Raw genomic sequence first — 23,772 nt, 5'->3', positions numbered from 1 at the left:
GGCTCAGCCCCTGAGCCGACGGACCAGCAGCGCCATGGCCAGCAGCGCCGTGAACTGGATCGCCGCCGAGATGTAGAGCGCTCCGGCCGGGCCGATCCGCTCGATCATCAGCGCGAACAGCAGCGGGGCCGCCGCGAAGGTCAGGTTCTGCGGCACAGCCAGGCGCCCGAGCATGCTACCGAAGCCGAGCCGGCCGAACAGCGCCAGCGGCAAGGTCGCGCGCGCGACCGCGATCACCCCCATCGCGGCGTTGAACAGCAAGATGAAGGCGATCGCGACCGGGGGCGAGCCCGGTGCGAGCGCCATGAGCAGACATGACAGCGGCCCGAGCGCGAGGCCGGCGAGCGCGACACGCTCGACCGGCAGCCTGTGCCCCGCCACAGCATCGATCGCCCGGGCGGCCAAGGTCGCAGGGCCGCTGAGCGTGGCGATCGCCACCGCCGTCGCATTGCTGAGGCCGGCACTCTGCATCAGGCCGATGACGTGCAGCGGCAGCCCCCAGGAGACCAGGCCGCTGGCGGAGAAGCTCAGCGCCATCAACCAGAAGATCGCCCGCCGTTCCGACAGCGGCACCCGGCCTTCATCGCCCTCCGCCTGCGCGGCTTCGGGCGCCTCGCCCGCCGGCTTCATACGGTAGCGCGGAATGGCGAGATGGATCGGCAGGACGACGAGCAACTGGGTGGCGGCGAAGATCAGAAGACAGCTCCGCCAGCCATAGGCTGCCGAAAGCGCCGCCGTCAGCGGCCAGAACACGCTGGAGGCGAGCCCGGACACCAGCATCATCAGCCCGATCACCCGGCGCGTACGCTCGCCCATCAATTGCGCGACCGTGACATTGCCGGTGTTGGCGAGCTGCATCGCATGGCCGATGCCGATGACGAACCAGGTTGCCAGATAGCTCACCGGCCCCTGTACCTGCGAGAGCAGTGCGAGCCCGATCGCGGCTATCACCGCGCCGACGCACATCGCCTGTCGCGTGCCGCGCTGGTCGAGATGGCGCCCCAGCGCCGGCGAAAACGCGGCACCGGTGACCAGCAGGATGGTCACGCCGCTGAAGACCACGGCCGGGCCGAGGTCGAGATCCCGGTCGAGATAGGCGGCCAGGACCGAGGGCGAATAATAGATCGACCCCCAGCCGATGATCCGGGTGAGGGCGAGGCCGGCGAGAAGCGGCCCGTGCTGGGGGAGACGGAAAGAGCCAGGCAAGGCGAAAAGTCCGACAGCACGCTCGGTGCTTGTTCTTGATTCCGGCGACGGTAATCGAGTCGTCAGGGAAGCGGCAGGCTTTGCGGTGCAGATGCAACATGCGTCAAATGCGGTCTCTGCCGGTAAGGAACGGTCAACCTCCTTGCGCCATTATCCTTTTCGTCTCGCGGAAGTCTTTCGGGCGCCGCGCCGAGGGGTCGGTGCGCCGCCATGCGTAATCAGGAGTTAGAGCCGACATGAAGTCGCGAGAGACCCTTTTGCGTCTCAAACGGTTCCAGGTGGACGAGAAGCGCCGCCGTGTGAGCCAGATCGAGATGATGATCGCCGAGTTTCACCGCATGGCGGGCGATCTGGACCGCGAGATCCAGAACGAGGAAACCCGCGCCGGCATCTCCGATCCCGCCCATTTCGCCTACCCGACCTATGCCAAGGCGGCGCTCGGCCGCCGGGATAATCTGCGCCAGTCCGCCGACAACCTGCAGGGCCAGCTCGAGGAAGCCAAGGGCGAGCTGCAGGAGGCCTTCGAGGAAATGAAGAAGGTCGAGATCCTCGAGGATCGCGAACGCGCCTCCGAGCGCGCCGCCGACGCCGCCCGCGATCAGGCGATGATGGATTCGATCGGCCTGCGCACGCCGCGCGCCGGCATCTGAGCGCTTCCGCCCTATCCGTCGATCACCGGATGATGCGGCGCCGCGGCTCGCGGTAGATGCCCTGCGAGCCTGGGATCGTCGACCACCTCGATGCTGCGCTTGAACGCCTCGAAGCCAGAGCGCTGGTAGAACTCCGGCGCGCTCTGGTGGTCGAGCGTGCAGGTATGCACCCAGAAACGCGAGATCGGCCGGGCCCAGGCCAGTTCCAAGGCCCGGTTCATCAGCCAGCGCCCCGCGCCCTTGCCGAGCACGCTCTCCTCGAGGCCGAAAAAGGCGAGCTCGCCCTCCCCCGCTACCCGAAAATCCAGTTCGAGCAGCCCGACGTCGCGCCCATCGAGACGGACGACGAAGCACAGCACCGCCGCGTCGGCGAGGATCGCCTCGCTGTAGGCTGCCGGCTTGACCAGGCGGCTGAACCACATCCAGCGCTCGCCGAGCACCCGGTAGATCGAAAGATAGCGCGCCGTGTCGGCGGCGCCGATCTGTTCGAGAGAAAGCCCTCCCGTGCCTGGCGGATCAGGCCTCAACGGCGGCGCCGCACGCATTTCCAGCGAGGTCACGATGGCGGCGAGCTTGCCCCGCGGCAGATCGGTGATGCCGTTCAGGCTGATGGAGAAGGTCTCGGACATGGGGCTCCGCCGGGCCGGCCGCCCGGGCTCGATTCGTTTCGCCGCGATCATGACATGATCCCGGCCCAACTGGACCAGGCCGGCTGTTCGTCCGGCAGCCCGCCCACAGGCGATACCCGGCTCTGCCCGGTGCGGCCTGATGGCGGCTCAGTGCTTCGAAAGGATACCCGATGACCATCGACCGCAGGCTTTTCGCCGGTCTCGCCCTGTCCGGCGCCCTCGCCTCCTCCGGCTCCGGCTTCGCCCAGAGCCATCAGGGACATGCCGGCCACGGCGCCAGCGCCTCGGACAGCCCGGCGACCGCAGCCTACAAGGCCGTGAACGACAAGATGCACAAGGACATGATGATCGCCTTCACCGGCGATGCCGACGCCGATTTCGTGCGCGGCATGATCCCGCATCATCAGGGCGCGATCGACATGGCCAAGGTCGTGCTCGCCCATGGCAAGGATCCGGAGCTGCGCAAGCTCGCCAACGCCATCATCACCGAACAGGAGAAGGAGATCGCCTTCATGCAGGCCTGGCTGAAGAAGAACGGCCACTGAGCATTTTCAATGCGAAACCGGTACCGGCTCGCATGAGGAAAATGCGATGAAGCGATGAATGAGTGTCTTTCCGCGTTTCAGGAAAAACGCGGAAAGGCCCTGGCCGCCGCTGCGGGCAACCCGGCGCCGGAATGCCAGCCGGGCCGCTTGCCCTCGCCGCAGCGCGCTGGCAGAGAGACGAAACGCGACCCGCGCGGTTCTCGCATGCGCAGGCTGCTGACTGCGCATAGCCTTGTTTCTCCGCCATCCTTCACGCCGTCCGGCCGCCTGCGGGTTTCATGAAGAAATATCTCGACTATCTCTGGCCGCTGATCGGCCTCGTCGCCGTTATTTGGTCGGTCGAACTGCTCTGGGACAAGCTCAAGGCCGAGGCGCTGACCAACGAGGCGATGAGCGCGCGCCTCGAGCATGCCGGACTTTGGGAGAGCATCGGCATCGTCGCCGGTGGCATCGGCGAGAAGATCGCGCTGATCTCGCCCGCCGCCTTCTTCCATGCGGGCCTCGCGACGCTCGTCGCCTATGCCGCGCTGGCCTGGTATGACCGCATCGCCCTGCTCCATCTGCGCAAGGAGAAGGGCATTTCCTGGCCCTATATCTCGCTCTGCTCCTTCGTCACCTATGCGCTGTCGCATAATATCGGTGCCTCGGTGTTTTCGGGCGGCATGGTGCGCTACCGCGCCTATCACGCGAAAGGGCTTTCCGCGGCCGAGATCGCTGTCCTGGTCGCTCTCTGCTCCTTCACCTTCGCCTTCGGCACCATCCTGCTGCTCGGCCTCGTCCTCGTCGGCGAGCCGCAGATCCTGCGCCCGCTCCACCGCCTCTCGCAATGGTTCGGCATCGGCGACACCCAGGCGAGGCTTATCGGCTTCGGCCTGCTCGGCTTCTGCCTGCTCTACACCATCGGCTCGTGGCTGCGCTTCAAGCCGCTCAGGATCGGCAAGTTCGAACTGGTCTATCCCCGCCTGCCGATCGTCTTCCGGCAATATCTCGCCGCGCCGCTAGAACTGATGGGGGCGGCCGGCATCATCTATTTCGCCCTGCCCGACCAGGGCAATCCCGGCTTCTTCATCGTGCTCGGCGCCTTCCTGATCTCGTTCTCGGCCGGGCTGCTCAGCCAGGTTCCCGGCGGCGTCGGGGTGATGGAGGCGGTGTTCCTCGCCGTCATGCCCGGCGTGCCCGCGCCCGCCGTCTTCGCGGCGCTGCTGATCTGGCGCCTGTTCTACCTGATCCTGCCGCTGGTGCTGTCGCTGCCGGTCGTGCTCGCCTTCGAGCGTGCCCAACTGCGCAAGACGATGGCGCATGAGACGCAAGTGAAGGCGCAGGAGCAGGCGGCCGCGAAGGCCGCGGCCCTGCACATCGACAAGCCGGATTGAGGCTTCAGCGCGCTCGCTTGCTGACGGAACCATGCCGTCTTTGCCGGGCAGGCTGAAGGCCTGAACCCGGCCCCCGAATTTTGATGGCATCGCAAAAGAAGCCGACGCGCTCAGCGCTTGAGCGCGATCGCGGCAGCGCCGAACATCAGGAGGCTGCCGAGGGCTTCGCTCCAGCCGAACGGCTCGGACAACACGAGCACGCCCGCGGCCACCGCGACGGCCGGACTGATGAAGGCATAGAGTCCGGCCCGGAAGGCGCCCCAGTCGCGCACCAGTCGGATATAGACGGTGAAGCCGATCAGCGAGCCGCCGACGACGAGGAAGGCGAGCGAAGGCAGGGTCGGCCACGCGACGAGCGCCTGGAAATGCGCGGCCGTCACGGTCTCGAAGCTGACCGAGACGAGGCAAAGACCGACCCCGCCGATCAGCGTCTGCCAGCCGGCGAGCGCCAGCGTCGGCATGCGGCTGGCGATCGGGCGTGCCAGGACGGCGCCGAAGCAATAGAGCAGCGTTCCCAGGGCGATCGCGGCGAGGCCCCAGATTTCCAGCGGGTTGCCGCTTGCCGCCTCGAGCCCGCCGAGCGCCCGCGTCGCGAACAGGAAGCCGAGTCCGAGCGTGCCGAGGCCGATGGCCGCGAGCTTGCGGGCACCGATCTCATGGCCTTCGATCATCCGGCTGGCGATGATGGTGAAGATCGGGATCGTCGCGAAATTGACGATTGCGGCGAGTCCGCTCGGCGCCTGCGCCGCCCCCCAGAACAGCAGCGAGTAATTGCCGGTGTTGAGCAGCACCGCCGTCGCGATCAGCCGCGGCCAGGCATCCGCCGGAACCAGCTTGAGGTCGCGCCCCGCCCAGGCGAGCATCAGCGTGCCCGCTATGGTGAAGCGTGCTGCGGCGAGGAAGACCGGCGGCACATGCTGCGCTCCGACCTTGATCGGCAGCCAGGTCAGCCCCCAGACCAGGCACATCAGCGCGAAGAGAGCGGCGTTGCGGGACATGGGCTGCGCTTAGCGGGGGTGACGGGGAAGAGCCAATGCGAGCCGGACATGCAGCCATGGCGGCAATGCAGAGCGCTTGCCTCGCCATCTGGCCAATACCCCTGACGCAGTCTACTATATAAGAAAGAAGGGTATGATGATGGACGATCTCGGGTCAAGACTGGCAGAGCGGCTACGCGGTGAGCGCGAGGCCCGCGGCTGGAGTCTGAACGATCTCGCCGAGCGCTCCGGCGTCTCGCGCGCCATGATCAGCCGGATCGAACGCGGCGAGGCCAGCCCGACGGCGGTGCTGCTCGGACGCCTCTCCGGGGCTTTCGGCCTGACCCTGTCGAATCTCCTGGCTCGCATCGAGAGCGCCGGCGAACGCCTGCGGCGCGCGGGCGACCAGCCCTCCTGGCGCGACCCCGAGACCGGCTTCGTCCGGCGCGCCATCTCGCCGGCCGGCAATGGCGACCTCGAACTGGTAGCCGGCGAGCTGCCGCCCGGCGCCGCCATCGGCTACCCCGCCAGCTCCTACGCCTTCATCCGCCAGCAGATCTGGATGCAGTCCGGAATGCTGGATTTCGACGAGGGCGGCGTCGTCACGCGGCTCGAACCCGGCGACTGCATGGAACTCGGCCCGCCTTCCGATTGCCGCTTCAGCAATCCCGGCCCCGAGCCGGCGCGCTATCTCGTGGTGGTGTCGCGGCGATAGCTGTCGGCGCAGTCGAACGAGACGCCGTCATTCCGGGGCAGGCCGCAGGTCTGAGCCCGGAATGACGATGCGGTTCGAGGTGAAACCGGCGGCCGCTACACGCTCCCGACCGTCCTGAGCTTGGCGCGCGGATGGATTTCGCCCTGCGAGAGCACCGGCGTCTCGCGCCGGAACCGCTCGACGATCTGGCGCACGAAGGGCCGGGCCATGCCGGAGGTGACCAGCGCCGGCATCTCGCCCATCCGCGCCGCATCCTCGAACTTGTCGCGCACCGCATGGACGAAGTCCTGCAGGCGCGAGGGCTGCATGGCGAGATGGCGGTCCTCGCCCTGGCCGACGATCGACTCGGCGAAGACGCTTTCCCAGGCCGGCGACAGGGTGATGATCGGCAATTGCCCGTTCTGGTTGGAGAACTGGGCGCAGATCTGGCGGGCGAGCCTGACGCGGACATGCTCGGCGATGTCGCGCGGGTTCTTGATGCTGCCGGCGACCTCGGCGATGCCCTCGACGATGGTCGCGAGGTCGCGGATCGAGATCCGCTCGGCGAGCAGCAGCTGCAGCACGCGCTGGATGCCGGTGGTCGAGATCTGGTGCGGCACGATCTCCTTGACGAGATCGGCATGGTCCTTGGGCAGTTCGCGCAGCAGCTTCTGCACTTCGCCATGCGAGAGCAGCTCCGGCATGTGCGATTTCAGCACCTCGGTGAGATGGGTCGAGATCACGGTGGCGGCGTCGACGACGGTGTAGCCGCGCAGCTGCGCCTCGTCCTGCAGCGCCGCGTCGATCCAGGTCGCAGGCAGGCCGAAGGTTGGCTCAAGCACGCTGTGGCCAGGCAAGTTGACGCTGCCGCCCATCGGATCCATCGCCATGTACTGGCCGGCATAGACGACGCCGTGGCCGGCATCGATCTCCTTGATCTTGATGTAGTAGTGGTTCGCTTCGAGCTGGACGTTGTCGACGATCCGCACCGCCGGCATGACGAAGCCGAGCTCGGCGGCGAGCTGGCGGCGCAGCGCCCGCACCTGGTCGGTCAGGCGGTCGGCCCCTCCGGGCGCATTGACCAGCGGCAGCAGCCCGTAGCCGATCTCGATCTTGAGTTCGTCGAGCTTGAGCAGATCGTTGAGCGTCTCTTCCTTCGGCGTGCCGTCGGCGGCCAGCGGCGAAGCGTCCTGGGCCGCCTGCGCGGTCTCCACCGCACGCTCCTTGGCGAGCCGGCCGAAATGCCGGGCGAGCCAGGCCGAGCCGGCGGCCAGCAGCAGGAAGGGGACCATCGGGATGCCGGGCAGGATCGCGATCAGCGCCATCACCGCCGCCGACATGCCGAGCGCCTTGGGATAGCCCGAGAGCTGCTTGCCGAGCGCCTTGTCGGCGGCGCCGCGCACGCCCGATTTCGAAACGAGCAGGCCGGCGGCGGTCGAGACGATCAGCGCCGGGATCTGGCTGACGAGACCGTCACCGACCGTCAGCTGGGTGTAGTTCGTGGCGGCGGCGCTGAAGCTCATGCCCTGCTGCGCGACACCGATAATGATGCCGCCGATCACGTTGATGAAGGTGATCAGAAGGCCTGCGATCGCGTCGCCGCGCACGAATTTCGAGGCGCCGTCCATCGAGCCGAAGAAGGAGGCCTCGTCCTCGAGCGCCTTGCGGCGGGTCTTGGCGACGTCCTGGTCGATGAGCCCGGCCGAGAGATCGGCATCGATCGCCATCTGCTTGCCCGGCAATGCATCGAGCGCAAAGCGCGCAGCGACCTCGGCGATGCGGCCCGAACCCTTGGTGATGACCACGAAATTGACGATGATCAGGATGGTGAAGACGATCACCCCGATCACGAAATTGCCGCTCATCACGAAATTGGCGAAGGCCTCGATGACATGGCCCGCCGCCGCCCCCCCCTCATGGCCATGCGCGAGGATGAGGCGCGTCGAAGCGAGGTTCAGCGCCAGCCGGAACATGGTGACGATCAGCAGGACCGTCGGAAAGGCCGAGAATTCCAGCGGCTCCTCGATGAACAGCGCCGTCATCAGGACCAGCACCGACAGGATGATCGATAGCGCCAGCATCAGGTCGAGCAGCACCGCCGGCAGCGGGAAGATCAGCACCACGAGGATGCCCATCACGCCGATCGCGAGGAAGAGGTCCGGGCGGTTGAGCAGGCTGCCCACCTGGCCGCGGGTCGGCATGGTCATGCCGCCGCCGGTGCCTGCCGTCACATCGCTCATCGCGTAACCCACTCCCGGCACGGACATCGCAAGGCGCGCCCCGTACCCGGCAATTCTTGCCGGGCTCATGGTAAACGAGTGGTTAATCCGGGTCGAAAATTCCCGTTTGGAACCTTTCCCTGAACAGACCGTTATCGAATGGCCGTGTTCTGGCCGCATTCGGCCAGCCAACTCGCGTCCGGGTCGACAAGATTGCTCCGCGAGCCGGAATTACTGGAGGATGCTTTGGATAGACGTTCCTTTGTTTTGAGCCTTTTCGGTGGCCTCGCAGCGGTCGGCGCCCTGACGAGCGCCCAGGCCGCACCCGCCGCTCCTGCCCCGGCCGCGCCCCAGCCGGATGCGGCCGCGCTCGACGCGACGACCAAGGCAGCCCTCGACGCGGCGCCGGCCGAGTTCACGCAGCATCGCCGGCACCACCATCGGCACCGCCATCCCCATCGTCACCGCCATGCCTATCGTCACCGCCATGTCTATCGCCGCCACCGCCATCATCATCGCCACCGCCGGCCCGTTGCCGTGCGGCGTCCGAGCCATACGGTGATCATTCGCTAGCAGTTTCCGGGGAAGGCGGCGCATTGCGCCGCCTTCTTCGCTTGTGCCGCCATCGGCGCGGAGAACCGGGTTGAAGCCGTTGAGCCAGAAAAGCCCTGTCGCCGACGAGATCGTCACCGATGTTCCCGCCAGGCTCGACCGCTTGCCCTGGTCGCGCTTCCACACACTCGTCGTCGTCGCGCTCGGCGTCACCTGGATCCTGGACGGGCTCGAGGTCACCCTGGCGGGCGCCGTCTCCGGCGCGCTGAAGGAAAGCCCGGTCCTGCGCTTCAGCAACACCGAGATCGGCCTCGCCGGAGCGGCCTATCTCGCCGGCGCAGTGATCGGCGCCGTGTTCTTCGGCTGGCTGACCGACCGGCTCGGCCGCAAGCGCCTCTTCACCATCACCCTCTTCGTCTATCTCGCCGCGACGGCCGCAACGGCCTTTTCCTGGAATCTCTGGAGCTTCCTGCTCTTCCGCTTCCTGACCGGCATGGGCATCGGCGGCGAGTACACGGCGATCAACTCGACGATCCAGGAACTCATCCCCGCCCGGGTCCGCGGCTGGACCGACCTCGTCATCAACGGCTCCTTCTGGGTGGGCGCCGCCATGGGCGGGATCGGCGCGATCGTGCTGCTCGATCCCCGGGTGATCGATCCCGAGATCGGCTGGCGGCTCGCCTTCTTCATCGGCGCCACGCTCGGCCTGGTCATCCTCTTCCTGCGCCGCTGGATTCCCGAAAGCCCGCGCTGGCTGATGAGCCATGGCCGCCTTGCCGAGGCCGAGGCCATAGTGGCGCGGATCGAGGCTTTCGCCCCCGCCCCACCGCCGCAGGCCCCGCTTCCGACCCTGACCCTGCGGCCGCGGCGCTTCACCCCGATGCAGGAGGTCATGCGCACGCTCTTCATCAGCCACCGGCCGCGCACGATGGTGGCGCTGGCGCTGATGTCATCGCAAGCCTTCTTCTACAACGCCATCTTCTTCAGCTACGCGCTCATCCTCACCGATTTCTACGATGTGCCCTCCAATGCGATCGGCTGGTTCATCCTGCCATTCGCCGCCGGCAATTTCCTCGGGCCCCTGCTGCTCGGACGGCTCTTCGACAGCCTCGGCCGCCGTCCGATGATCGCCTCGACCTATGTTCTCTCCGGCGTGCTACTGGCCGCCACCGGTTTCCTGTTCGCGCGCGACCTGCTCACCGCCAGCCAGCTCACCGCCTGCTGGAGCGTCGTCTTCTTCTTCGCATCGGCAGCCGCGAGTTCGGCCTATCTGACCGTAAGCGAGACCGATCCGCTCGAGATCAGGGCGCTGGCCATCGCCGTCTTCTATGCGCTCGGCACGGCGCTCGGCGGCGTCGCCGGCCCTTGGGTGTTCGGCGCCCTGATCGACACCGGCTCGCGCATCAGCGTCTTCGGCGGCTACCTGTTCGGCGCCCTGCTGATGATCGGCGCCGGGCTGATCGCCGGCAAGTTCGCCGTTCGAGCCGAAAGGCGTTCGCTGGAGGAGGTCAGCCGCCCGCTCGGCGCACGATGAAGCAGCTTCAGGGAAGGACCCTTCACAATGCTGGCGAGGCGCGGCGATTCCGGCTCAGACTTCCCCAAACCGCTAACGGCCGGCCCCCCGCGCCGTCAGCCCCCGCACCCATCGGCGCGTCGCGGACGTGACGGGTCGGTAGCAGGGGAATAGAGTAGCTTCGCGGGAACGCGGCGCTCGGATCGAACCTGATGGAGGAATGCATGGATAGACGTTCATTCGTGATGGCGCTGTTCGGCGGTCTCGCCGCCGCCAGCGTCGGCGGCATTGCTGCGGCCGAAGCGGCCCAGGCCAAGCCCGTTCCGACGCCGACCCCGGAGCCCAAGGCCGCCGAAGGCGGCGAGGCGCTCGATGCTGAGACCAGCGCCGCGCTCGACAAGGCCGACGCCGACTTCAGCCAGTACTATTACTATCGCCGCCCGCGCTACTACCGGCGGCCGTACTACCGTCCGCGCTATTATCGGCGCCCCTATTATCGCCCGCGCTACTATTACCGCCCGCGGCCCTATTATCGCCGCCGCTACTACTACTGAGCTGCCTTCCACGGGCCGGAGCCTGCGCTCCGGCCCGCTTCAATTCGGAGGCCCTCAGAGCGACTGTATCCGCGCCTGCCCGGGCTCGGCCACCGGAATGCCCGCGGAAACATATTCGCCGAGCTTGTTGCGCAGGGTCCGGATCGAGATGCCGAGGATCTTGGCCGCATGGGTACGGTTGCCGAGGCAATGGTCGAGCGTGTCGAGGATCAGGTCGCGCTCGACATCGGCGACGGTGCGCCCGACGAGACCGCGCGTCACCGCTTCCGCCGTCTGGGCGGCGCGCGAGGCCACGTCGCGTCCCGTGGCCGGGCCGAGCGTCTCGCCCTCAGGGGTCAGCATCGCATCGGCGCCGATTTCGACGCCCTGCGCCAGCAGCACGGCGCGGTGGACGGTGTTCTCGAGCTCGCGGACATTGCCGCGCCAGCCATTGCCGAGCAGCAGCTTGCGCGCCTCGGCCGCGATCGGGCGCTGCGGCAGGCCGTTCAGCTCGGCATATTTGCGGGCGAAGTGATCGGCCAGGGCGAGGATGTCGCCCGGACGTTCGCGCAGAGCCGGCAGGCGCAGATGCACGACGTTGAGCCGGTAGAACAGGTCCTCGCGGAAGGAGCCGTCGCGCACGGCGTCGCCGAGATTGCGATTCGAGGTCGCGATGATGCGCAGATCGACCTTGACCGGCTGCGTGCCGCCGACCCGGTCGATCATCCGCTCCTGGAGCGCGCGCAGCAGCTTGGCCTGCAGGCGCACATCCATCTCGGAAATCTCGTCGAGCAGCAGCGTGCCGCCATTGGCTTCCTCGAACTTGCCGATGCGGCGGGCGATCGCGCCGGTGAAGGCGCCCTTCTCATGGCCGAACAATTCGGATTCGAGCAGATTGTCGGGGATCGCCGCGCAGTTCACCGCGACGAAGGGCCTGTCCTTGCGCAGCGACTGCCGGTGCAGGTGCTGGGCGATCATCTCCTTGCCGGTGCCGCTCTCGCCGGTGACCAGCACCGGCGCGTCGGAGCGGGCGATCTGGTTGGCGAGCTGGACGACGCGCTCCATCGCCGGGTCGCGCCAGATCAGGCTCGCCTTGTCGGAGGCGACGGCGGCGAGCACCGCCGCGATCAGCTCGGGATCCGGCGGCAGCGGCACATATTCGCGCGCGCCCGCCTGGATAGCCGCGACCGCGGCCCGCGCATCGGTCGAGGTGCCGCAGGCGACCAGCGGGGTACGGATGCGCTCGGCCTCGAGCGCCGCGATCAATCGCGCGATCGGCTGCTCGACATCGACCATCAGGAGGTCGCCGCCCTTGGCGCGCAGCACGGCCAGCGCCTGCTCGGCACTCTCGGCATGGGTGACCGCGGCGCCCTGCGAGACGGCGATCTTCGCCGCGGTGATGAGCTGGCCCTTGAGGCTGCCGACGATGATGAGGCGCATGGGTCAGAGCTTCCTTGCGTGATCTGCTTGCGCCGTCCGGTTCGTCACCGGTCGGCCTTGATGATTTCCGTCATGGTGACGCCGAGCCGCTCCTCGACCACCACCACCTCGCCGCGCGCCACCAGGCGCTCATTCACGAAGATGTCGATGGCCTCGCCGACGCGCCGGTCGAGCTCGAGCACAGCGCCGGGCGTGATCCGCAGGAGGTCGCCGACGGCGATGCGCGAGGAACCGAGCACGGCCGAGACCGTGACCGGCACGTCGAAGACCTGCTCCAGGTCCTCCGCCGTCTTGACCGGTACCGGCCCGGAACGGGCGACGGAAGCGTCGCTGTTATGGTCGAAGGAGAGATCGGCCGGGTTCAGCGGTGGCAGGTTGAGGTCGTTCTCGGCCATGTCTGTTACCTCACGGTCCCGCCGGACGAAGCCGCCGGGCCAAATACGCTTCTGATCGCCGCCTCGATGGCGTCGTCCTGTTGGGAGCGGTCGATGGCGAGCCCGCCATCGGCCCATTCGATCCGCCCATCCCCCGGCGCGATATCCGGCTCGCCGAGCACGACGATCCGGCCGGCGAAGCCCGTCTCGCGCGCCAGCCCGCCGAGCCTGCCCTCGACGGTTTCGACCAGGCTCTCATGCACATGGATCACCAGATGCGGCGCCAGCCTTGCATGGCCGAGGCATTCACGAACGGCCGCCAGCAGCTGCACCAGCGGCTTGTCGGCCAGAGCGGCGCCAGCAAGGCCGCGCGCCACGGCCACGGCGAGATGCGCCGCCTGTTCCTCGATCGCGGCGAGGCGCGCATCCTGTTGCGCCAGCAACTGCTGGCAGGAGCGAACCAACTGCGACAGCAGCGTCCCCGTCTGGTGGTCGGCCTCGCGGCGTGCCTGGTCGAGACCGCTGTGGAAGCCCTCGGCCCGGGCCGCATCGAGCGCGCCCTCGTCGACCGCCTTGCGGCTGTTGCCGCTGAAATCGGTGGCGAACAGGAATTTCTTGGCGGAGGCCATCGTCAATAAACCAGCTCGTCTTCGGAGTTGCCCTTGGCGATGACGATCTCTCCCTTCTCGGAGAGATCCTTGGTCAGCGTCACCATCTTCATCTGCGCTTCATCGACTTCCTTCAGGCGGAGAGGGCCAAGCCCCTGCATGTCGTCGAGCAGGTTCTTGGCGGCGCGCTGCGACATCGCACCGAGGAAGAATTTCCGCATCTCCTCGCCGGCGCCCTTGAGCGCGCGCGCCAGCGTGTCCTTGTCGACCTGGCGCATCAGCGTCTGCAGCCCGGCGGAATCGAGCTTGGCGAGATCCTCAAAGGTGAACATCAGAGCCCGGATGCGCTCGGCCGATTCCTGGTTGGTGGCGTCGAGCGCCGCCAGGAAGCGCGTCTCGGTCTGGCGGTCGAAGCCGTTGAAGATCTCCGCCATCATCTCGTGCGGGTCACGCCGGCGCGTCTGCGTCAGGGTCGAGACGAATTCGGTGCGAAGCGTATTCTCGATATGGTCGAGCGCTTCCTTCTGCACCGACTCCATCCGCAGCATGCGGCTGACGACCTCGATCGAGAGCTCGCCGGGCAGATTGCGCAGCACATTGGCGGAGTGCTCGGGACGGATGCGCGACAGGATCACCGCGATGGTCTGCGGATATTCGTTCTTCAGGAAATTGGCGAGCACGACCGCGTCGATATTGCCGAGCTTCTGCCACATATTGCGGCCGGCCGGCCCCCGGATCTCCTCCATGATCAGGGCGACCTGATCGGTCGGCAGGATCTTCTCGAGCAGCGAGATCGTCCGGTCGAAAGAGCCGGTGATGGCGCCTGCGCTGGAAAGCTTGCCGACGAAGTCCAGCATCAGCCGCTCGACCTGGTCCGAATCCACCGTGCCGAGCTCGGCCATCGCCCGGGTGATGATCCGGATTTCCTCGTCGTCGAATTCCTGCCAGATCACCCGGCCGTGCTCCTCGCCGAGTACCAGCAGGATCACGGCAGCCCGCTGCGGACCGGTCATGGCATCCAGCGAAACCGTCGGCAGTTGCTCGGCCAGGCTTGCGGCGAGGTCGTTTTCTCCGGCGCTTCTCGTGGCGATCGAGCGTGTGGCCATGGCTCAGCCCCTCACGCCGGCGCTTTTTCGTGGATCCAGCCACGCAGCACCGCGACCGAGTCGGCCGGGTTCTGAGCAACCATCGCACCGATCTTCTCGACGGACTGTGCCTTGAGCTGGCCCTTCACCTGCGCGATCGCGAGCATGCGCTCGGACGGGGCGGCGACATCCACATCCCCGAACTCTCCGGATTCGGAGCCATTGGCGGGCAGGCTTGCCGGGTCGCCGGTGCCCTGGGCCGCGCTGGTGACGATGACGCCATTGCGCATGAAGCTCGGGATCGCGCGGAACTCCTGCTCGGGCGCCAGCACCTGCTTGAGCAGCGGCCGCACCACCACCATCAGCACGATCAGGATCAGCAGCGAGATCACGCCGATCTCGGCGAAGCGGACCATATCCTCCTTCGAGAAAGAGAGAAGCTGCTGCACCAGGCTCTGCTCGACGAGATCGACCTGCGCCTGCGGCCCTTCGGCGAAGCGCAGATTGACGACCTCGACCTGGTCGCCACGCTGCCGGTCGAAGCCGATCGCGGTCCGCACCAGCTGGCTGATCCGCTCCAGCTCCTCCTGCGTGCGCGGCTGATAGCTCGCCTCGGCACCCTGGCCGCGGGCATAGGTGCCGTCGACCAGCACCGCGACCGAAAGCTTGCGCACCCGCCCGCCCTCGAGCACCTCGGTGCGCGTGGTCCGCGAGATCTCGTAGTTGACCACCTCCTCGTTCTTGTTGGTGGCGTCCTTCTGCACGCCCTGCTGGGCCTGGTTGGGCTGCTGGGCACCCGGCAGCTCGTTGCCGACGGTGACGCCCTCGCGCGCCTCGTTGGTGGTCGAGGTCTCGTTGCGGTTCTGGCTCGAGCGGATGACCTTGCTCTCGGGGTCGAAGGTCTCGGAGCGGCTCTCGATGCGGTTGCTGTCGAGCGAAGCCGAGACCTGGACGCGCGCCCGGCCGGGGCCGACGATGCTGGCGACGATATCCTCGACCTGCGACTTGATCCGCCGCTCGATCGCGCCCTGGCGCTCGTCGAGGCCGACGCCGGCCAGGCCCTGCTCCCCCTGGGCGCCGTCCGCCAACAGCCGGCCGCGCTCGTCGACGATCGAGACGCGCTCGGGCTTCAGCCCGTCCACCGCCGAGGCGACGAGATGGCGCACCGCCCGGACCTGGGCGGCGTCGAGATCACCGGCGAGCTTGAGCGCGATCGAGGCGCGCGGCGGCTCCCGGTCACGCTCGAACAGCCGGCGCTCGGGGATGACGAGGTGGACGCGAGCCGCCTGGACGCGGCTGATCGAGCGGATGGTGCGCGAGAGCTCACCCTCGAGCGCCCGTAGATGGTTGATGTTCTGGACGAAGCTGGTCGAGGAAAAGGCGTCGCCCTTGTCGAAGATCTCATAGCCGACACCGCCGCCGGACGGGATGCCCTTGCCGGCAAGATCGAGGCGCAGGCGCGGCACATCGGCGCGCGGCGCGAGAATGGTCTGCCCGTCGCCGCGCAGTTCGTATTTGACACCGCGCGCGTCGAGATCCTTCAGGATCGCGCTGACATCCTGGCTCGACAGGTCGGCGAAGAGCACCCCCATCGCCGGCTGCGACATGCGCAGCATGACGAAGGCGAAGAAGCCGACCAGCGCCAGCGTCACTGCCAACATCGCCGCCAGCCGCGCCGCACCGAATCTCCGGAACTGATCGACCAAGCCGTTCACGCCGTTCCTTCCGTCGCCGTCGCCCCGCAGAACCGGCCGCGGGATCATCCACTAGGCAAGTTTTTCCCGGTGCATGGTTAGCACCGGGTTAACGACGGTTAATTTTTCGAAAGGAAGGCGCCGGTTTCGTCCCGGCGCGAACGCAGAAAGGCGCCGGTCCTGCCTGGACCGGCGCCTTTCTGGAAACCTTGGAATGACGGGCGCGGCTACTGGCGGTAGTGCTGGATCCGCGTCGTGCGCAGACCGGCCAGCCCGTGCTGGTCGATCGACATCTGCCAGCTCAGGAACTCGTCCACCGTCAGCGTATAGCGCTGGCAGGCCTCCTCCAGGCTGAGCAGGCCGCCGCGCACGGCGGCGACGACTTCGGCCTTGCGCCGGATAACCCAGCGGCGGGTGTTCATTGGCGGCAGGTCGGCGATGGTCAACGGGCTCCCATCGGGCCCGATGACATACTTCACGCGCGGTCGCAGCGGCTCGGTCATGGTACTCTCACACAACTCAACAAGACCTACTTGTCGCTGACCGTACCCCCCCGGACTTAAATTTTGCCTAAGGCAACCGCGCAGGCTTTCACTATGCAGCACCGACGACGGAGCCCACACGTCAAGAGCCGCTCTTCACCGACTTGACCCGATCGAGCGGCACCTTGATCGCGCCGATCAGCAGGGTCGGAACCGCCGTCGAGAAGTCGACGCCGTCGACGACGCCACTGATCTCGGTCTTCACCGTGATCGCCGTACCGGCGAGGTCCTTGGCGTCGACGGTGATCGTATATTCGCCCTCCGGAGCGGTGCTTCCGGTCGACGTCTTGCCGTCCCAGCTATAGGTCTGGTCGCCGGCCGTCAGCGTCGTCGTCCCGGTCTGCACGACCTTGCCGCTCGCATCCTTGATCGTGATCGTCGCAGTCCCGCCCTTGGAAGCGTTGAGTTTCCATTCGGCCTTGCCTTCCTTGAGCTGCGTCGCCGCCCCGTCCGCCGTCACCGTCTGGCCGACGAAACCGATGGCGCTCGCCCCCGTCGTCGCCTTGCTGACCCCGAGCAGCGCCGTCAGCGTCTCGTTCTGCTTCAGTTGCTGCTCGACGCCGGCGAACTGCACCAGCTGCTGGGTGAACTGGTTGGTGTCGAGCGGATCGAGCGGGTTCTGGTTCCGGAGCTGCGTCGTCAGCAGCGTCAGGAACTGGTCGAAATTATTGGCGATCGAGGTGCCGTTGCCGGAGGTGTTAGTGTTGTTCTGCGCGGCGTTGACGGCCGCATTGCTCAACTTGCTGGTATTGGAGACGCTCACTTTGTCGCCTTTCTTCAGATGCTGAGGTCGACGCCGCCGAGCCTTGCGGCCCGGCTCAGCGGCGCCGTTTCGGTGACGAGCGCGCTCTCTTCGGCAGTTTCGACCCAGCTTCGACGCAGGCGTGCGCCTTCCTCGTCCTGGCGGTGCTGGCGCGAACTCTGGTCGGGAGAATCGCGCAGGCTCATCTCGACCCCGCCCTCGGAGGCTTTCAGACCCGCCTGCTCGAAAGCCCGTTCCAGCGTCCGCGCATCGCGCTGCAGCAATTGCAGCGTCTCGACCCGGTCGACCGTCAGCTTGGCGCTGACGCTGCCGTCATCGGAGATTTCAAGACGGACATCGACGCGACCGAGTTCGGCCGGATCGAGCCTGATGTCGAAGCGCTTGCTGCCGGCGAGCGCCCGCGCGCCGATCTCCACCGGCACGACATGCAGCGGGGTCGGGCGCGTGGTCTCGACCTGTGCCCGCATGCTTGCCTCGGCCTGCGTCCGGGCATTGGCCTGGGCGGCAGTCTCGAGAATCTCGGCCTGCGGCTCCGGCCGCCCCGGCACCTGGGGGCCGGATGCGGGAACGGCCTGCACGGCCGGCGTCGTCGCCTGTTGTGGCGCCTCGGACTGCGCATCGGCAGCAACTGCGTTCTGCGCCTGCCCCGCCGTCGCCGGCCGCTCGGCAGCCTTGGTTTCGGCCCCGGCGCTTGTCGCGGCCTTGGGCTGGCCGGCTTCGCTCGCTTCGCCAGTCTCGGAAGCCGTCTTGACCGTCTCCGCCGGCATTATGGCGGCGGGGGTGGCGGTCTTGCGCCCGGCTTCGGCCGGCGCCGTGCCCGTCTCGACCGCGGCATTCCCCTCGGCATCGCTCTGGACCGCCTGCTCGGGCGCGATCGGCGAGATCAGAGCTTTCTGCCCGGGGATCGCCATTGTCGCCTGCTCGCCGCTCTGGCGCACCGGGCTCGTCTCGGCCGCAGCCTTGGCCTGCGCCTCATCGGTTGTCACGGGCTGGGCACCGGGCTGGACCGGATTCGCGGCCAGCGCCAGGAACTGCGCCTCGGTCGCGCTCGCCCCTGTCGCCGGCTCGGCGCCTTCCGACTGCGCCTTCTCCTTGTTGACAGGGGTAGGGTTGGCGGTGGATGGCGCCGTAGACGCCGCGGTCCCGGCATCGAGCGCCTTCTGTTCGTCGCTCTTGACCACGGCCGGTGCCAGCTGCGGCAGAACCGGGCTGGTTTCCGTGCCGGCCCCGGGCTTCTCGCCGGTCGCATTCTCCGAACCGCTCTGCTTGCCTGTCTCGGCCTTCGTCTCGCCGGACACCGGTTCGCCGGAGAACGCGACGACCTCGCCATCGGCCTTCGCCGCTCCTTCAGCCGGGGCGACAGCCTCTGCCTTTTCCGCACCGACGGCGCGCTCGCCTGCCGGAGGCGCGGTCTCATTGGCGGCGCGCGTCTCGTCGGGCCGTGCGCGGCTCACCGGGGCTTGCGCGACCGGCTTTTCGACGGGCGGCAGCGTGAAGGCCTCGCTCGTCGCGCGCGCCTTGCCCGGGTCGCGGCGGACGGGCGGTGCAGTCTCGAACGGAGAACGCGAGATCGACGCGGTGGACATGGAATGCTCCGGAACTGGGCGGATGGCGAAAACGCACCGCCCCCGCCCGAGCAAGAGCCGAGCCAGAGCGATAGTTGTTTGAATTCAATACTTTGCGAAACAAAGACACCATCCGGACCGGCAGGAAGCGCCGGCTGTACGCCGGCACCCGGCAGTATTTGCCGGGCCGATGCTGGTCCAGACCCGGCAAAGCCGGTATAGAACGCGCCAGGAGGGCACCCCGTCCTCGCTTCACCCTGCGCCAGACATCGCCATGACCGTCCCGCTCAACTCGCTCGACATCGCCAAGCCGCCCGCGGCGACGCGCGTCGTCGCCGCGATGTCAGGTGGCGTCGATTCCTCGGTGGTGGCGGCGCTGCTGAAGCGCCAGGGCTATGACGTCGTCGGGGTCACGCTCCAGCTCTATGATCATGGCGCCGCCGTCCACCGCGCCGGAGCCTGCTGCGCCGGCCAGGACATTCACGACGCTCGCCGCGTCGCCGAGGCGATCGGCATTCCCCATTACGTGCTCGACTATGAAAGCCGCTTCCGCGACGCCGTGATCGAGCGCTTCGCCGAAAGCTATCTCGCCGGCGAGACGCCGATCCCCTGCGTCGAGTGCAACCGCACCGTGAAGTTCCGCGACCTGCTCGGCCTCGCCCGCGAGCTCGGGGCGGATGCGCTCGCCACCGGCCACTACGTCGCCAGCCGCGATCTCGGCAACGGCCATCGCGGCCTGTTCCGCGCCGCCGACGAGAACCGCGACCAGAGCTATTTTCTCTACGCCACCACGCAGGAGCAGCTCGACCTGCTGCGCTTCCCGCTCGGTGAGATGGAAAAGGCCGAGACCCGGGCGCTCGCCGCCGAATTCGGCCTCGCCATCGCCGACAAGCCCGACAGCCAGGACATCTGCTTCGTGCCGAACGGCCGCTATGCCGACGTCATCGAGCGCCTCAAGCCCGGCGCCGCCCGCCCCGGCCAGATCGTCCATCTCGACGGGCGCGTGCTCGGCCAGCACGAAGGCGTGCTGCGCTACACCGTCGGCCAGCGCAAAGGCCTCGGCCTCAGCGCCGCCGAGCCGCTCTATGTCGTCGCGCTCGACGCGCAGAACGCCCGCGTCATCGTCGGCCCGCGCGAGGCGCTGAGCGTCAGCCGCGTCGATCTGCGCGATCTCAACTGGATCGGCGACACACCGCTTTCCGCGCTGCCGCCCGAAGGCCTCGAAGTCGCGGTGCGCGTGCGCTCGACCCGGGCGCCGCGCGAGGCGCGCCTCCACGCCGACGACAAGGGGGTGCATGTCCTGCTCGCCCAGGGCGAGGAAGGCGTCTCGCCCGGCCAGGCCTGCGTGATCTACGATCATGCCGGCGCAGGCGCGCGCGTCCTCGGCGGCGGCGTCATCCTGGCGGAGAAAGCCCGCCAGCTTCCCGACACACCGGAACTTTCGCTCGCGACATCATGACGGCTGGCAAGGGTCTCGACGCGCAGAAGCGCGTCTATGCGGTCTGGGCGAAATTCTACGACCGGATCTATCAGGGGCTGCTGTCGCGCGCCCAGCGCGAAGCGGTGGCGGCAGCCTGCGCCTGCGGCCGCGACATCCTCGAGATCGGTGTCGGCACCGGGCTCACCCTGCCCTATTTCGATCGCGACCGGCAGGTCGTCGGCGCCGACCTCTCGCTCGACATGCTGCGCGTTGCCCACGCCAAGGTTCAGAGCCAGGGGCTCGATCACGTCATCGGCCTGCTCGTGATGGACGCCTGCCGCCTCGGCTTCGCCGACCGCTCCTTCGATGCGGTCACCGCGCAGTTCGTGATCACGCTGGTGCCGGATCCGGAGCAGGCGCTCGCCGAGATGGACCGCGTGCTGCGGCCGGGCGGCGAGATCGTCATCTCCAGCCGCCTCGTCGGCGAAGGCGGGCTTGCCGCGCCGCTCTGGTCGCTGGTCGCGCCGCTGGCCAAGGCGGTCGGCTGGAGCAGCGATTTCAAGGTCAGCCGTTTGACCGACTGGACCGCCGCGACGGGCCGCTATGAGACCGCCCATATCGGCCAGGGCTACTTCAAGGTCGTGCGCCTGAAAAAATTGCGGTGAAAGCCTGCGCCGGGAAGGCTTGACGCGCCCCCCCGCAAAACCCTATATCCGCGCCGTCGCGATTGAGCGTCTTTCGAGACGCAGCGCATCGGGGCGGGGTAGCTCAGCTGGTTAGAGCAGCGGAATCATAATCCGCGTGTCGGGGGTTCAAGTCCCTCTCCCGCTACCATTTTTCCTCGGAAGCCAGCCCGAGCGATTTCAAGCACTTATAACTGATCAATCGCGGAAACCTGCGCGATATGTGCCGTTTCCGTGATTCTGGCCCTCCGGCTCGATCCGACTCAAAATCGGAACAATCCACCTCCGCCCGGCCCCGCCCGCGCCCCGCCTGCAGCCAAGAAGACGAATCCGGAGGTCTACCACCTCGTTCTGTCCGATCTCGGCTTGCCGGCGCTGTAGCGCGAACTTTCAAATGGCAATGAACGAACAATCAAATGGCAACAGATCGTCAATCTGACGACCATGGCCCTCTCGCGAGGCAGGTAGTAAAATTGACCGGTTCTGGACGCGCCTGCGAGATCGCGAAGGCGGCCCAAATCTCGTCTTCTAAAGCCCGGAATGCCGGCTCCATATCCGACCGGTTAGACCATGAGAACGGCCCGATGGCCGCGTGGTTCTCGGCAGGGTGAGGAATGCTCATCATGCCTGCCACATGAGCCTTCACTCCCTCGAAGTCGATCTCGATATCGACCTCTACGCCGACATCTAACCGGCCCGCTCGCGCGCGGAGCCTTTCGGCAATTACTATCACCTGGGCGGTGTTGAGTGCATACCAACCGGGGTAGTGCTCGACGTCGCCGTCACCGACAAAAGCCGCCACTGATACAGTGCAGTCGTCGCCAATCGACCAATAGGCGCTTGCCCCAGTGCGAGAGACAACCCCACGCTCCCAGCCATCACCAACCCTCTTGCCGGCTGCCCTCGTACCAACTGAAGAGGGTTAGCAGATGCTGTAAAGTGGTTGGCGCGGTTTTCATCCTCGAAAGCCGCTCCTGTCTCAGTCGATTTCGAGGCTGTCGATCGTCGTCTCGTACTCCCGCCAGCCGATGTAACCACCAGGGCTGCGGTCGCGGCAGAAGAACACCCTGCTGCTGCCCTCGGGGATAAACGGGCGAAAATGCTTGGCCGCACCGGAACTGAGTTGCGTCAGGGTCCAGTTGTCGCCGCCGTCAGCGGTCACCGCCTTGAAGAGGTGGTGAATGCCATGGTCGTTCGTGACAACGTTGCCATCGCCGTCGACCTCGCAGGAGCAGATGACGACGTTGGGATCGGCCGGATCGCTCACCGCCCCGCCGGAGTAGGAGTACTCGTAAGGCACGCTATCGAGGGGATAGAGCGAGCCGCCACCGTCGCAGATCTGCTTCACCACCCAGGCCGAGCCCGTCCAGCGGCCCTGCCGGTAGAAGTGGTCAGTATGATCGGGGTCCGGCTTGGAGAAGGTGGCGAAGGTCGCCACCGGATGGCCGGAGACCGGATCGAGCGTCACATCCCAAACCCAGCTCTCGCTGTTTTGCGTGACGGCATCCCAGACGGTCGTCAGGTCGGTGAGCTGGTTGAACGGCAGGTCGTCGAGATCGCCGATCAGCGTGCCATCACTCTTGTGGAAGGTGGTGGCCGACGTGTCGAAGTAGAAGTGTAACGTCGAGTTGTTCGCCGATTCCTCCGGGTGGCCAGAATTCACCAGGAGATCGATGCGGTTGGCACCCGTCTTCCTGACCTTGAAATAGGGTCGACCGGCACCGAGCAACTGGCGCGCCTGCACCCAGGTCGCGCCACCGTCATCCGACCAGGACAGGAACAGCGTGCGCAGGCCGCCGATATCGGCGCGGACGAAGAGATAGATGCGCGACCCGACGAGGATAGCGTTCGCATAGGAGAAGGTCGCGCCGACACCGGGCGCGATCTGCGGGCCGATATCGACCTCGGCCTGCCAGGCGCTGGGATCGCCGACATTGGCCGACCGGCGCATGAAGAAGCCGCCGGTCAGGCTGTGGCCGGTGTAGAAAGCCAGGATGTAGCCGGCCGCGTCGAGCGTGAAAGCAGGGTTGTTGTGGTCGTCCTGCTGGAAGAGCTTTTTCAGCACGGCCTGCGAGATCGAGCCTGCATCGTAGTCATAGACCGCAGACATCATCGATCCGGCGCTGCTGACGCCGCCGACGACATAGCGATCGTCGCCGAGATGCATGACGCGCGGATCGTTGAACCAGGTCCAGGCGGCCGGCAGAAGCGCGGTCGGGTCGTAGTCGGTCGACGCTTCCAGCGCGTCGATATAGGTCTTGACCGCGAGAAATTCGGTCATGCCTTCCAGCGTCTCGTCGTCAGCATCGATAATCGCGACGATCTGCGAGATGCGCCCGACGAACCGGGAACCTGAGTTGCCTGACCATCCGCCGAAATAGGTGCGCAGCTCCAGAGCGCCGTCGGAGGCACCCGGCCCGTCGAAACTCGCCGCGCCCTCCGGCCCCTGAATGCCATTGCGATAGCGCTTGATCGTGCCGTTTCCGAAGTCGAAATCGGTGCGGGTGACGACCGGGACGCCGGACGTGGCCTCGCGCGGGCTGTAGGCGATCTTGGCGCTCTCGCCACTGACCCTACGGGCTGCGCCGGCAGGCCAAGCATAGGGCGACTGACCTGGTTGCTGGCCGATGCTGACGCGGGCCTGCGTTGCGGAGATTCCGGTCGAGAAGAACAGCAGCGGTCGGGCTGCGGGGCCTGACGAAACGCT

General features: G+C 67.1%; 23 protein-coding genes and 1 tRNA gene. 9 read left to right on the top strand and 15 right to left on the bottom strand.

From position 1 onward, the window contains the following. Positions 1-3: 3 nt before the first annotated feature. Entirely contained in the window at positions 4-1,206 is a 1,203-nt protein-coding gene (locus J0J10_RS14755) for an MFS transporter (protein ID WP_291647219.1), read from the bottom strand. Between the two features lie 236 nt (positions 1,207-1,442). On the opposite strand from J0J10_RS14755, the gene fliJ reads away from it, so the two are divergent. Next, positions 1,443-1,856, top strand: a complete 414-nt coding sequence (gene fliJ / locus J0J10_RS14750; RefSeq protein WP_291633237.1) for a flagellar export protein FliJ — start codon at positions 1,443-1,445, stop codon at positions 1,854-1,856. Between the two features lie 11 nt (positions 1,857-1,867). Here the strand turns inward: fliJ and J0J10_RS14745 are convergent, their stop codons facing one another. Further along, entirely contained in the window at positions 1,868-2,485 is a 618-nt protein-coding gene (locus J0J10_RS14745; protein ID WP_291647218.1) for a GNAT family N-acetyltransferase, read from the bottom strand. A 170-nt stretch (positions 2,486-2,655) separates the two neighbouring features. Between J0J10_RS14745 and copM the strand changes: the two genes are divergently transcribed. After that, positions 2,656-3,030, top strand: coding sequence for a CopM family metallochaperone (gene copM, locus J0J10_RS14740; RefSeq protein ID WP_291647217.1), 375 nt, complete (start codon positions 2,656-2,658; stop codon positions 3,028-3,030). A gap of 278 nt (positions 3,031-3,308) precedes the next feature. After that, positions 3,309-4,403 (top strand): lysylphosphatidylglycerol synthase transmembrane domain-containing protein, encoded by a 1,095-nt coding sequence (locus tag J0J10_RS14735; RefSeq protein WP_291647216.1) that lies wholly within the window; start codon positions 3,309-3,311, stop codon positions 4,401-4,403. Between the two features lie 110 nt (positions 4,404-4,513). Here the strand turns inward: J0J10_RS14735 and J0J10_RS14730 are convergent, their stop codons facing one another. After that, the gene (locus tag J0J10_RS14730) at positions 4,514-5,401 is read right to left on the bottom strand and encodes a DMT family transporter (protein WP_291633229.1); all 888 of its coding nucleotides are present in this window, start codon (positions 5,399-5,401) and stop codon (positions 4,514-4,516) included. 136 nt (positions 5,402-5,537) lie between these two features. On the opposite strand from J0J10_RS14730, the gene J0J10_RS14725 reads away from it, so the two are divergent. Further along, a complete protein-coding gene (locus J0J10_RS14725) occupies positions 5,538-6,095 on the top strand; it encodes a helix-turn-helix domain-containing protein (RefSeq protein ID WP_452118652.1) in 558 nt (185 codons plus the stop codon). A gap of 95 nt (positions 6,096-6,190) precedes the next feature. Here J0J10_RS14725 and flhA read toward each other — a convergent pair whose 3' ends face one another. Together flhA and J0J10_RS14715 are read right to left on the bottom strand one after the other, a co-directional pair. Beyond that, a complete protein-coding gene (flhA, locus tag J0J10_RS14720; RefSeq protein WP_465247209.1) occupies positions 6,191-8,314 on the bottom strand; it encodes a flagellar biosynthesis protein FlhA in 2,124 nt (707 codons plus the stop codon). A 210-nt stretch (positions 8,315-8,524) separates the two neighbouring features. Then, entirely contained in the window at positions 8,525-8,983 is a 459-nt protein-coding gene (locus J0J10_RS14715) for a hypothetical protein (RefSeq protein WP_291647215.1), read from the bottom strand. On the opposite strand from J0J10_RS14715, the gene J0J10_RS14710 reads away from it, so the two are divergent. Both J0J10_RS14710 and J0J10_RS14705 read left to right on the top strand, forming a co-directional pair. After that, complete coding sequence (locus J0J10_RS14710; RefSeq protein WP_291647214.1) at positions 8,946-10,379, top strand: MFS transporter; 1,434 nt, start codon at positions 8,946-8,948, stop codon at positions 10,377-10,379. The genes J0J10_RS14715 and J0J10_RS14710 overlap by 38 nt on opposite strands. A 203-nt stretch (positions 10,380-10,582) precedes the next feature. Then, positions 10,583-10,912, top strand: a complete 330-nt coding sequence (locus J0J10_RS14705; RefSeq protein ID WP_291633223.1) for a hypothetical protein — start codon at positions 10,583-10,585, stop codon at positions 10,910-10,912. 54 nt (positions 10,913-10,966) lie between these two features. Here the strand turns inward: J0J10_RS14705 and flbD are convergent, their stop codons facing one another. The 8 genes from flbD to J0J10_RS14665 all read right to left on the bottom strand — a co-directional run bounded on the left by flbD (position 10,967) and on the right by J0J10_RS14665 (position 18,983). After that, positions 10,967-12,331, bottom strand: a complete 1,365-nt coding sequence (flbD, locus tag J0J10_RS14700) for a sigma-54-dependent transcriptional regulator FlbD (protein ID WP_291647213.1) — start codon at positions 12,329-12,331, stop codon at positions 10,967-10,969. 44 nt (positions 12,332-12,375) lie between these two features. Further along, positions 12,376-12,726 carry a flagellar motor switch protein FliN gene (fliN, locus tag J0J10_RS14695; RefSeq protein ID WP_291647212.1) on the bottom strand — a complete coding sequence of 117 codons (351 nt, stop codon included), beginning with the start codon at positions 12,724-12,726 and terminating at the stop codon, positions 12,376-12,378. A 5-nt stretch (positions 12,727-12,731) separates the two neighbouring features. Next, positions 12,732-13,334, bottom strand: coding sequence for a FliH/SctL family protein (locus J0J10_RS14690; protein ID WP_291647341.1), 603 nt, complete (start codon positions 13,332-13,334; stop codon positions 12,732-12,734). A 2-nt stretch (positions 13,335-13,336) separates the two neighbouring features. Further along, a complete protein-coding gene (gene fliG / locus J0J10_RS14685; protein WP_291647211.1) occupies positions 13,337-14,419 on the bottom strand; it encodes a flagellar motor switch protein FliG in 1,083 nt (360 codons plus the stop codon). An 11-nt stretch (positions 14,420-14,430) separates the two neighbouring features. Then, a complete protein-coding gene (gene fliF / locus J0J10_RS14680) occupies positions 14,431-16,113 on the bottom strand; it encodes a flagellar basal-body MS-ring/collar protein FliF (protein WP_465247208.1) in 1,683 nt (560 codons plus the stop codon). A 206-nt stretch (positions 16,114-16,319) separates the two neighbouring features. Continuing rightward, positions 16,320-16,595 carry a CtrA inhibitor SciP gene (gene sciP / locus J0J10_RS14675; protein WP_038359348.1) on the bottom strand — a complete coding sequence of 92 codons (276 nt, stop codon included), beginning with the start codon at positions 16,593-16,595 and terminating at the stop codon, positions 16,320-16,322. A gap of 121 nt (positions 16,596-16,716) precedes the next feature. Further along, positions 16,717-17,397 carry a flagellar hook assembly protein FlgD gene (locus tag J0J10_RS14670; protein WP_291647210.1) on the bottom strand — a complete coding sequence of 227 codons (681 nt, stop codon included), beginning with the start codon at positions 17,395-17,397 and terminating at the stop codon, positions 16,717-16,719. Positions 17,398-17,411: 14 nt separating this feature from the next. Continuing rightward, positions 17,412-18,983, bottom strand: coding sequence for a flagellar hook-length control protein FliK (locus J0J10_RS14665; protein ID WP_291647209.1), 1,572 nt, complete (start codon positions 18,981-18,983; stop codon positions 17,412-17,414). 253 nt (positions 18,984-19,236) lie between these two features. Between J0J10_RS14665 and mnmA the strand changes: the two genes are divergently transcribed. The 3 genes from mnmA to J0J10_RS14650 all read left to right on the top strand — a co-directional run bounded on the left by mnmA (position 19,237) and on the right by J0J10_RS14650 (position 21,216). Continuing rightward, positions 19,237-20,421 (top strand): tRNA 2-thiouridine(34) synthase MnmA, encoded by a 1,185-nt coding sequence (gene mnmA, locus J0J10_RS14660; protein ID WP_291633184.1) that lies wholly within the window; start codon positions 19,237-19,239, stop codon positions 20,419-20,421. Continuing rightward, complete coding sequence (locus J0J10_RS14655; RefSeq protein WP_291647208.1) at positions 20,418-21,047, top strand: class I SAM-dependent methyltransferase; 630 nt, start codon at positions 20,418-20,420, stop codon at positions 21,045-21,047. The genes mnmA and J0J10_RS14655 overlap by 4 nt, the downstream gene beginning before the upstream one ends. 92 nt (positions 21,048-21,139) lie before the next feature. After that, positions 21,140-21,216: transfer RNA gene (locus J0J10_RS14650), tRNA-Met, on the top strand. A 279-nt stretch (positions 21,217-21,495) separates the two neighbouring features. On the opposite strand, the gene J0J10_RS14645 is transcribed toward J0J10_RS14650, so the two are convergent. Then, a complete protein-coding gene (locus tag J0J10_RS14645; protein WP_291647207.1) occupies positions 21,496-21,867 on the bottom strand; it encodes a hypothetical protein in 372 nt (123 codons plus the stop codon). A 177-nt stretch (positions 21,868-22,044) separates the two neighbouring features. Further along, positions 22,045-23,772 (bottom strand): BNR-4 repeat-containing protein (locus tag J0J10_RS14640; RefSeq protein WP_291647206.1); only part of this gene is annotated, 1,728 nt, incomplete at its 5' end.

Source organism: Allobosea sp., from assembly GCF_017308075.1.
Lineage (GTDB): Bacteria > Pseudomonadota > Alphaproteobacteria > Rhizobiales > Beijerinckiaceae > Allobosea.
This window is presented reverse-complemented; position numbering and strand designations above follow the sequence as displayed.

Bases quoted from the DNA above. Each gene is read 5' to 3' on its own strand.
- mnmA (WP_291633184.1), top strand. From the start codon at position 19,237: ATGACCGTCCCGCTCAACTCGCTCGACATCGCCAAGCCGCCCGCGGCG.
- J0J10_RS14655 (WP_291647208.1), top strand. From the start codon at position 20,418: ATGACGGCTGGCAAGGGTCTCGACGCGCAGAAGCGCGTCTATGCGGTC.
- J0J10_RS14705 (WP_291633223.1), top strand. From the start codon at position 10,583: ATGGATAGACGTTCATTCGTGATGGCGCTGTTCGGCGGTCTCGCCGCC.
- J0J10_RS14745 (WP_291647218.1), bottom strand. From the start codon at position 2,485: ATGTCCGAGACCTTCTCCATCAGCCTGAACGGCATCACCGATCTGCCG.
- J0J10_RS14730 (WP_291633229.1), bottom strand. From the start codon at position 5,401: ATGTCCCGCAACGCCGCTCTCTTCGCGCTGATGTGCCTGGTCTGGGGG.
- copM (WP_291647217.1), top strand. From the start codon at position 2,656: ATGACCATCGACCGCAGGCTTTTCGCCGGTCTCGCCCTGTCCGGCGCC.
- fliN (WP_291647212.1), bottom strand. From the start codon at position 12,726: ATGGCCGAGAACGACCTCAACCTGCCACCGCTGAACCCGGCCGATCTC.
- fliG (WP_291647211.1), bottom strand. From the start codon at position 14,419: ATGGCCACACGCTCGATCGCCACGAGAAGCGCCGGAGAAAACGACCTC.
- fliJ (WP_291633237.1), top strand. From the start codon at position 1,443: ATGAAGTCGCGAGAGACCCTTTTGCGTCTCAAACGGTTCCAGGTGGAC.
- J0J10_RS14725 (WP_452118652.1), top strand. From the start codon at position 5,538: ATGATGGACGATCTCGGGTCAAGACTGGCAGAGCGGCTACGCGGTGAG.
- J0J10_RS14735 (WP_291647216.1), top strand. From the start codon at position 3,309: ATGAAGAAATATCTCGACTATCTCTGGCCGCTGATCGGCCTCGTCGCC.
- sciP (WP_038359348.1), bottom strand. From the start codon at position 16,595: ATGACCGAGCCGCTGCGACCGCGCGTGAAGTATGTCATCGGGCCCGAT.
- flbD (WP_291647213.1), bottom strand. From the start codon at position 12,331: ATGCGCCTCATCATCGTCGGCAGCCTCAAGGGCCAGCTCATCACCGCG.
- flhA (WP_465247209.1), bottom strand. From the start codon at position 8,314: ATGAGCGATGTGACGGCAGGCACCGGCGGCGGCATGACCATGCCGACC.
- J0J10_RS14690 (WP_291647341.1), bottom strand. From the start codon at position 13,334: ATGGCCTCCGCCAAGAAATTCCTGTTCGCCACCGATTTCAGCGGCAAC.
- J0J10_RS14665 (WP_291647209.1), bottom strand. From the start codon at position 18,983: ATGTCCACCGCGTCGATCTCGCGTTCTCCGTTCGAGACTGCACCGCCC.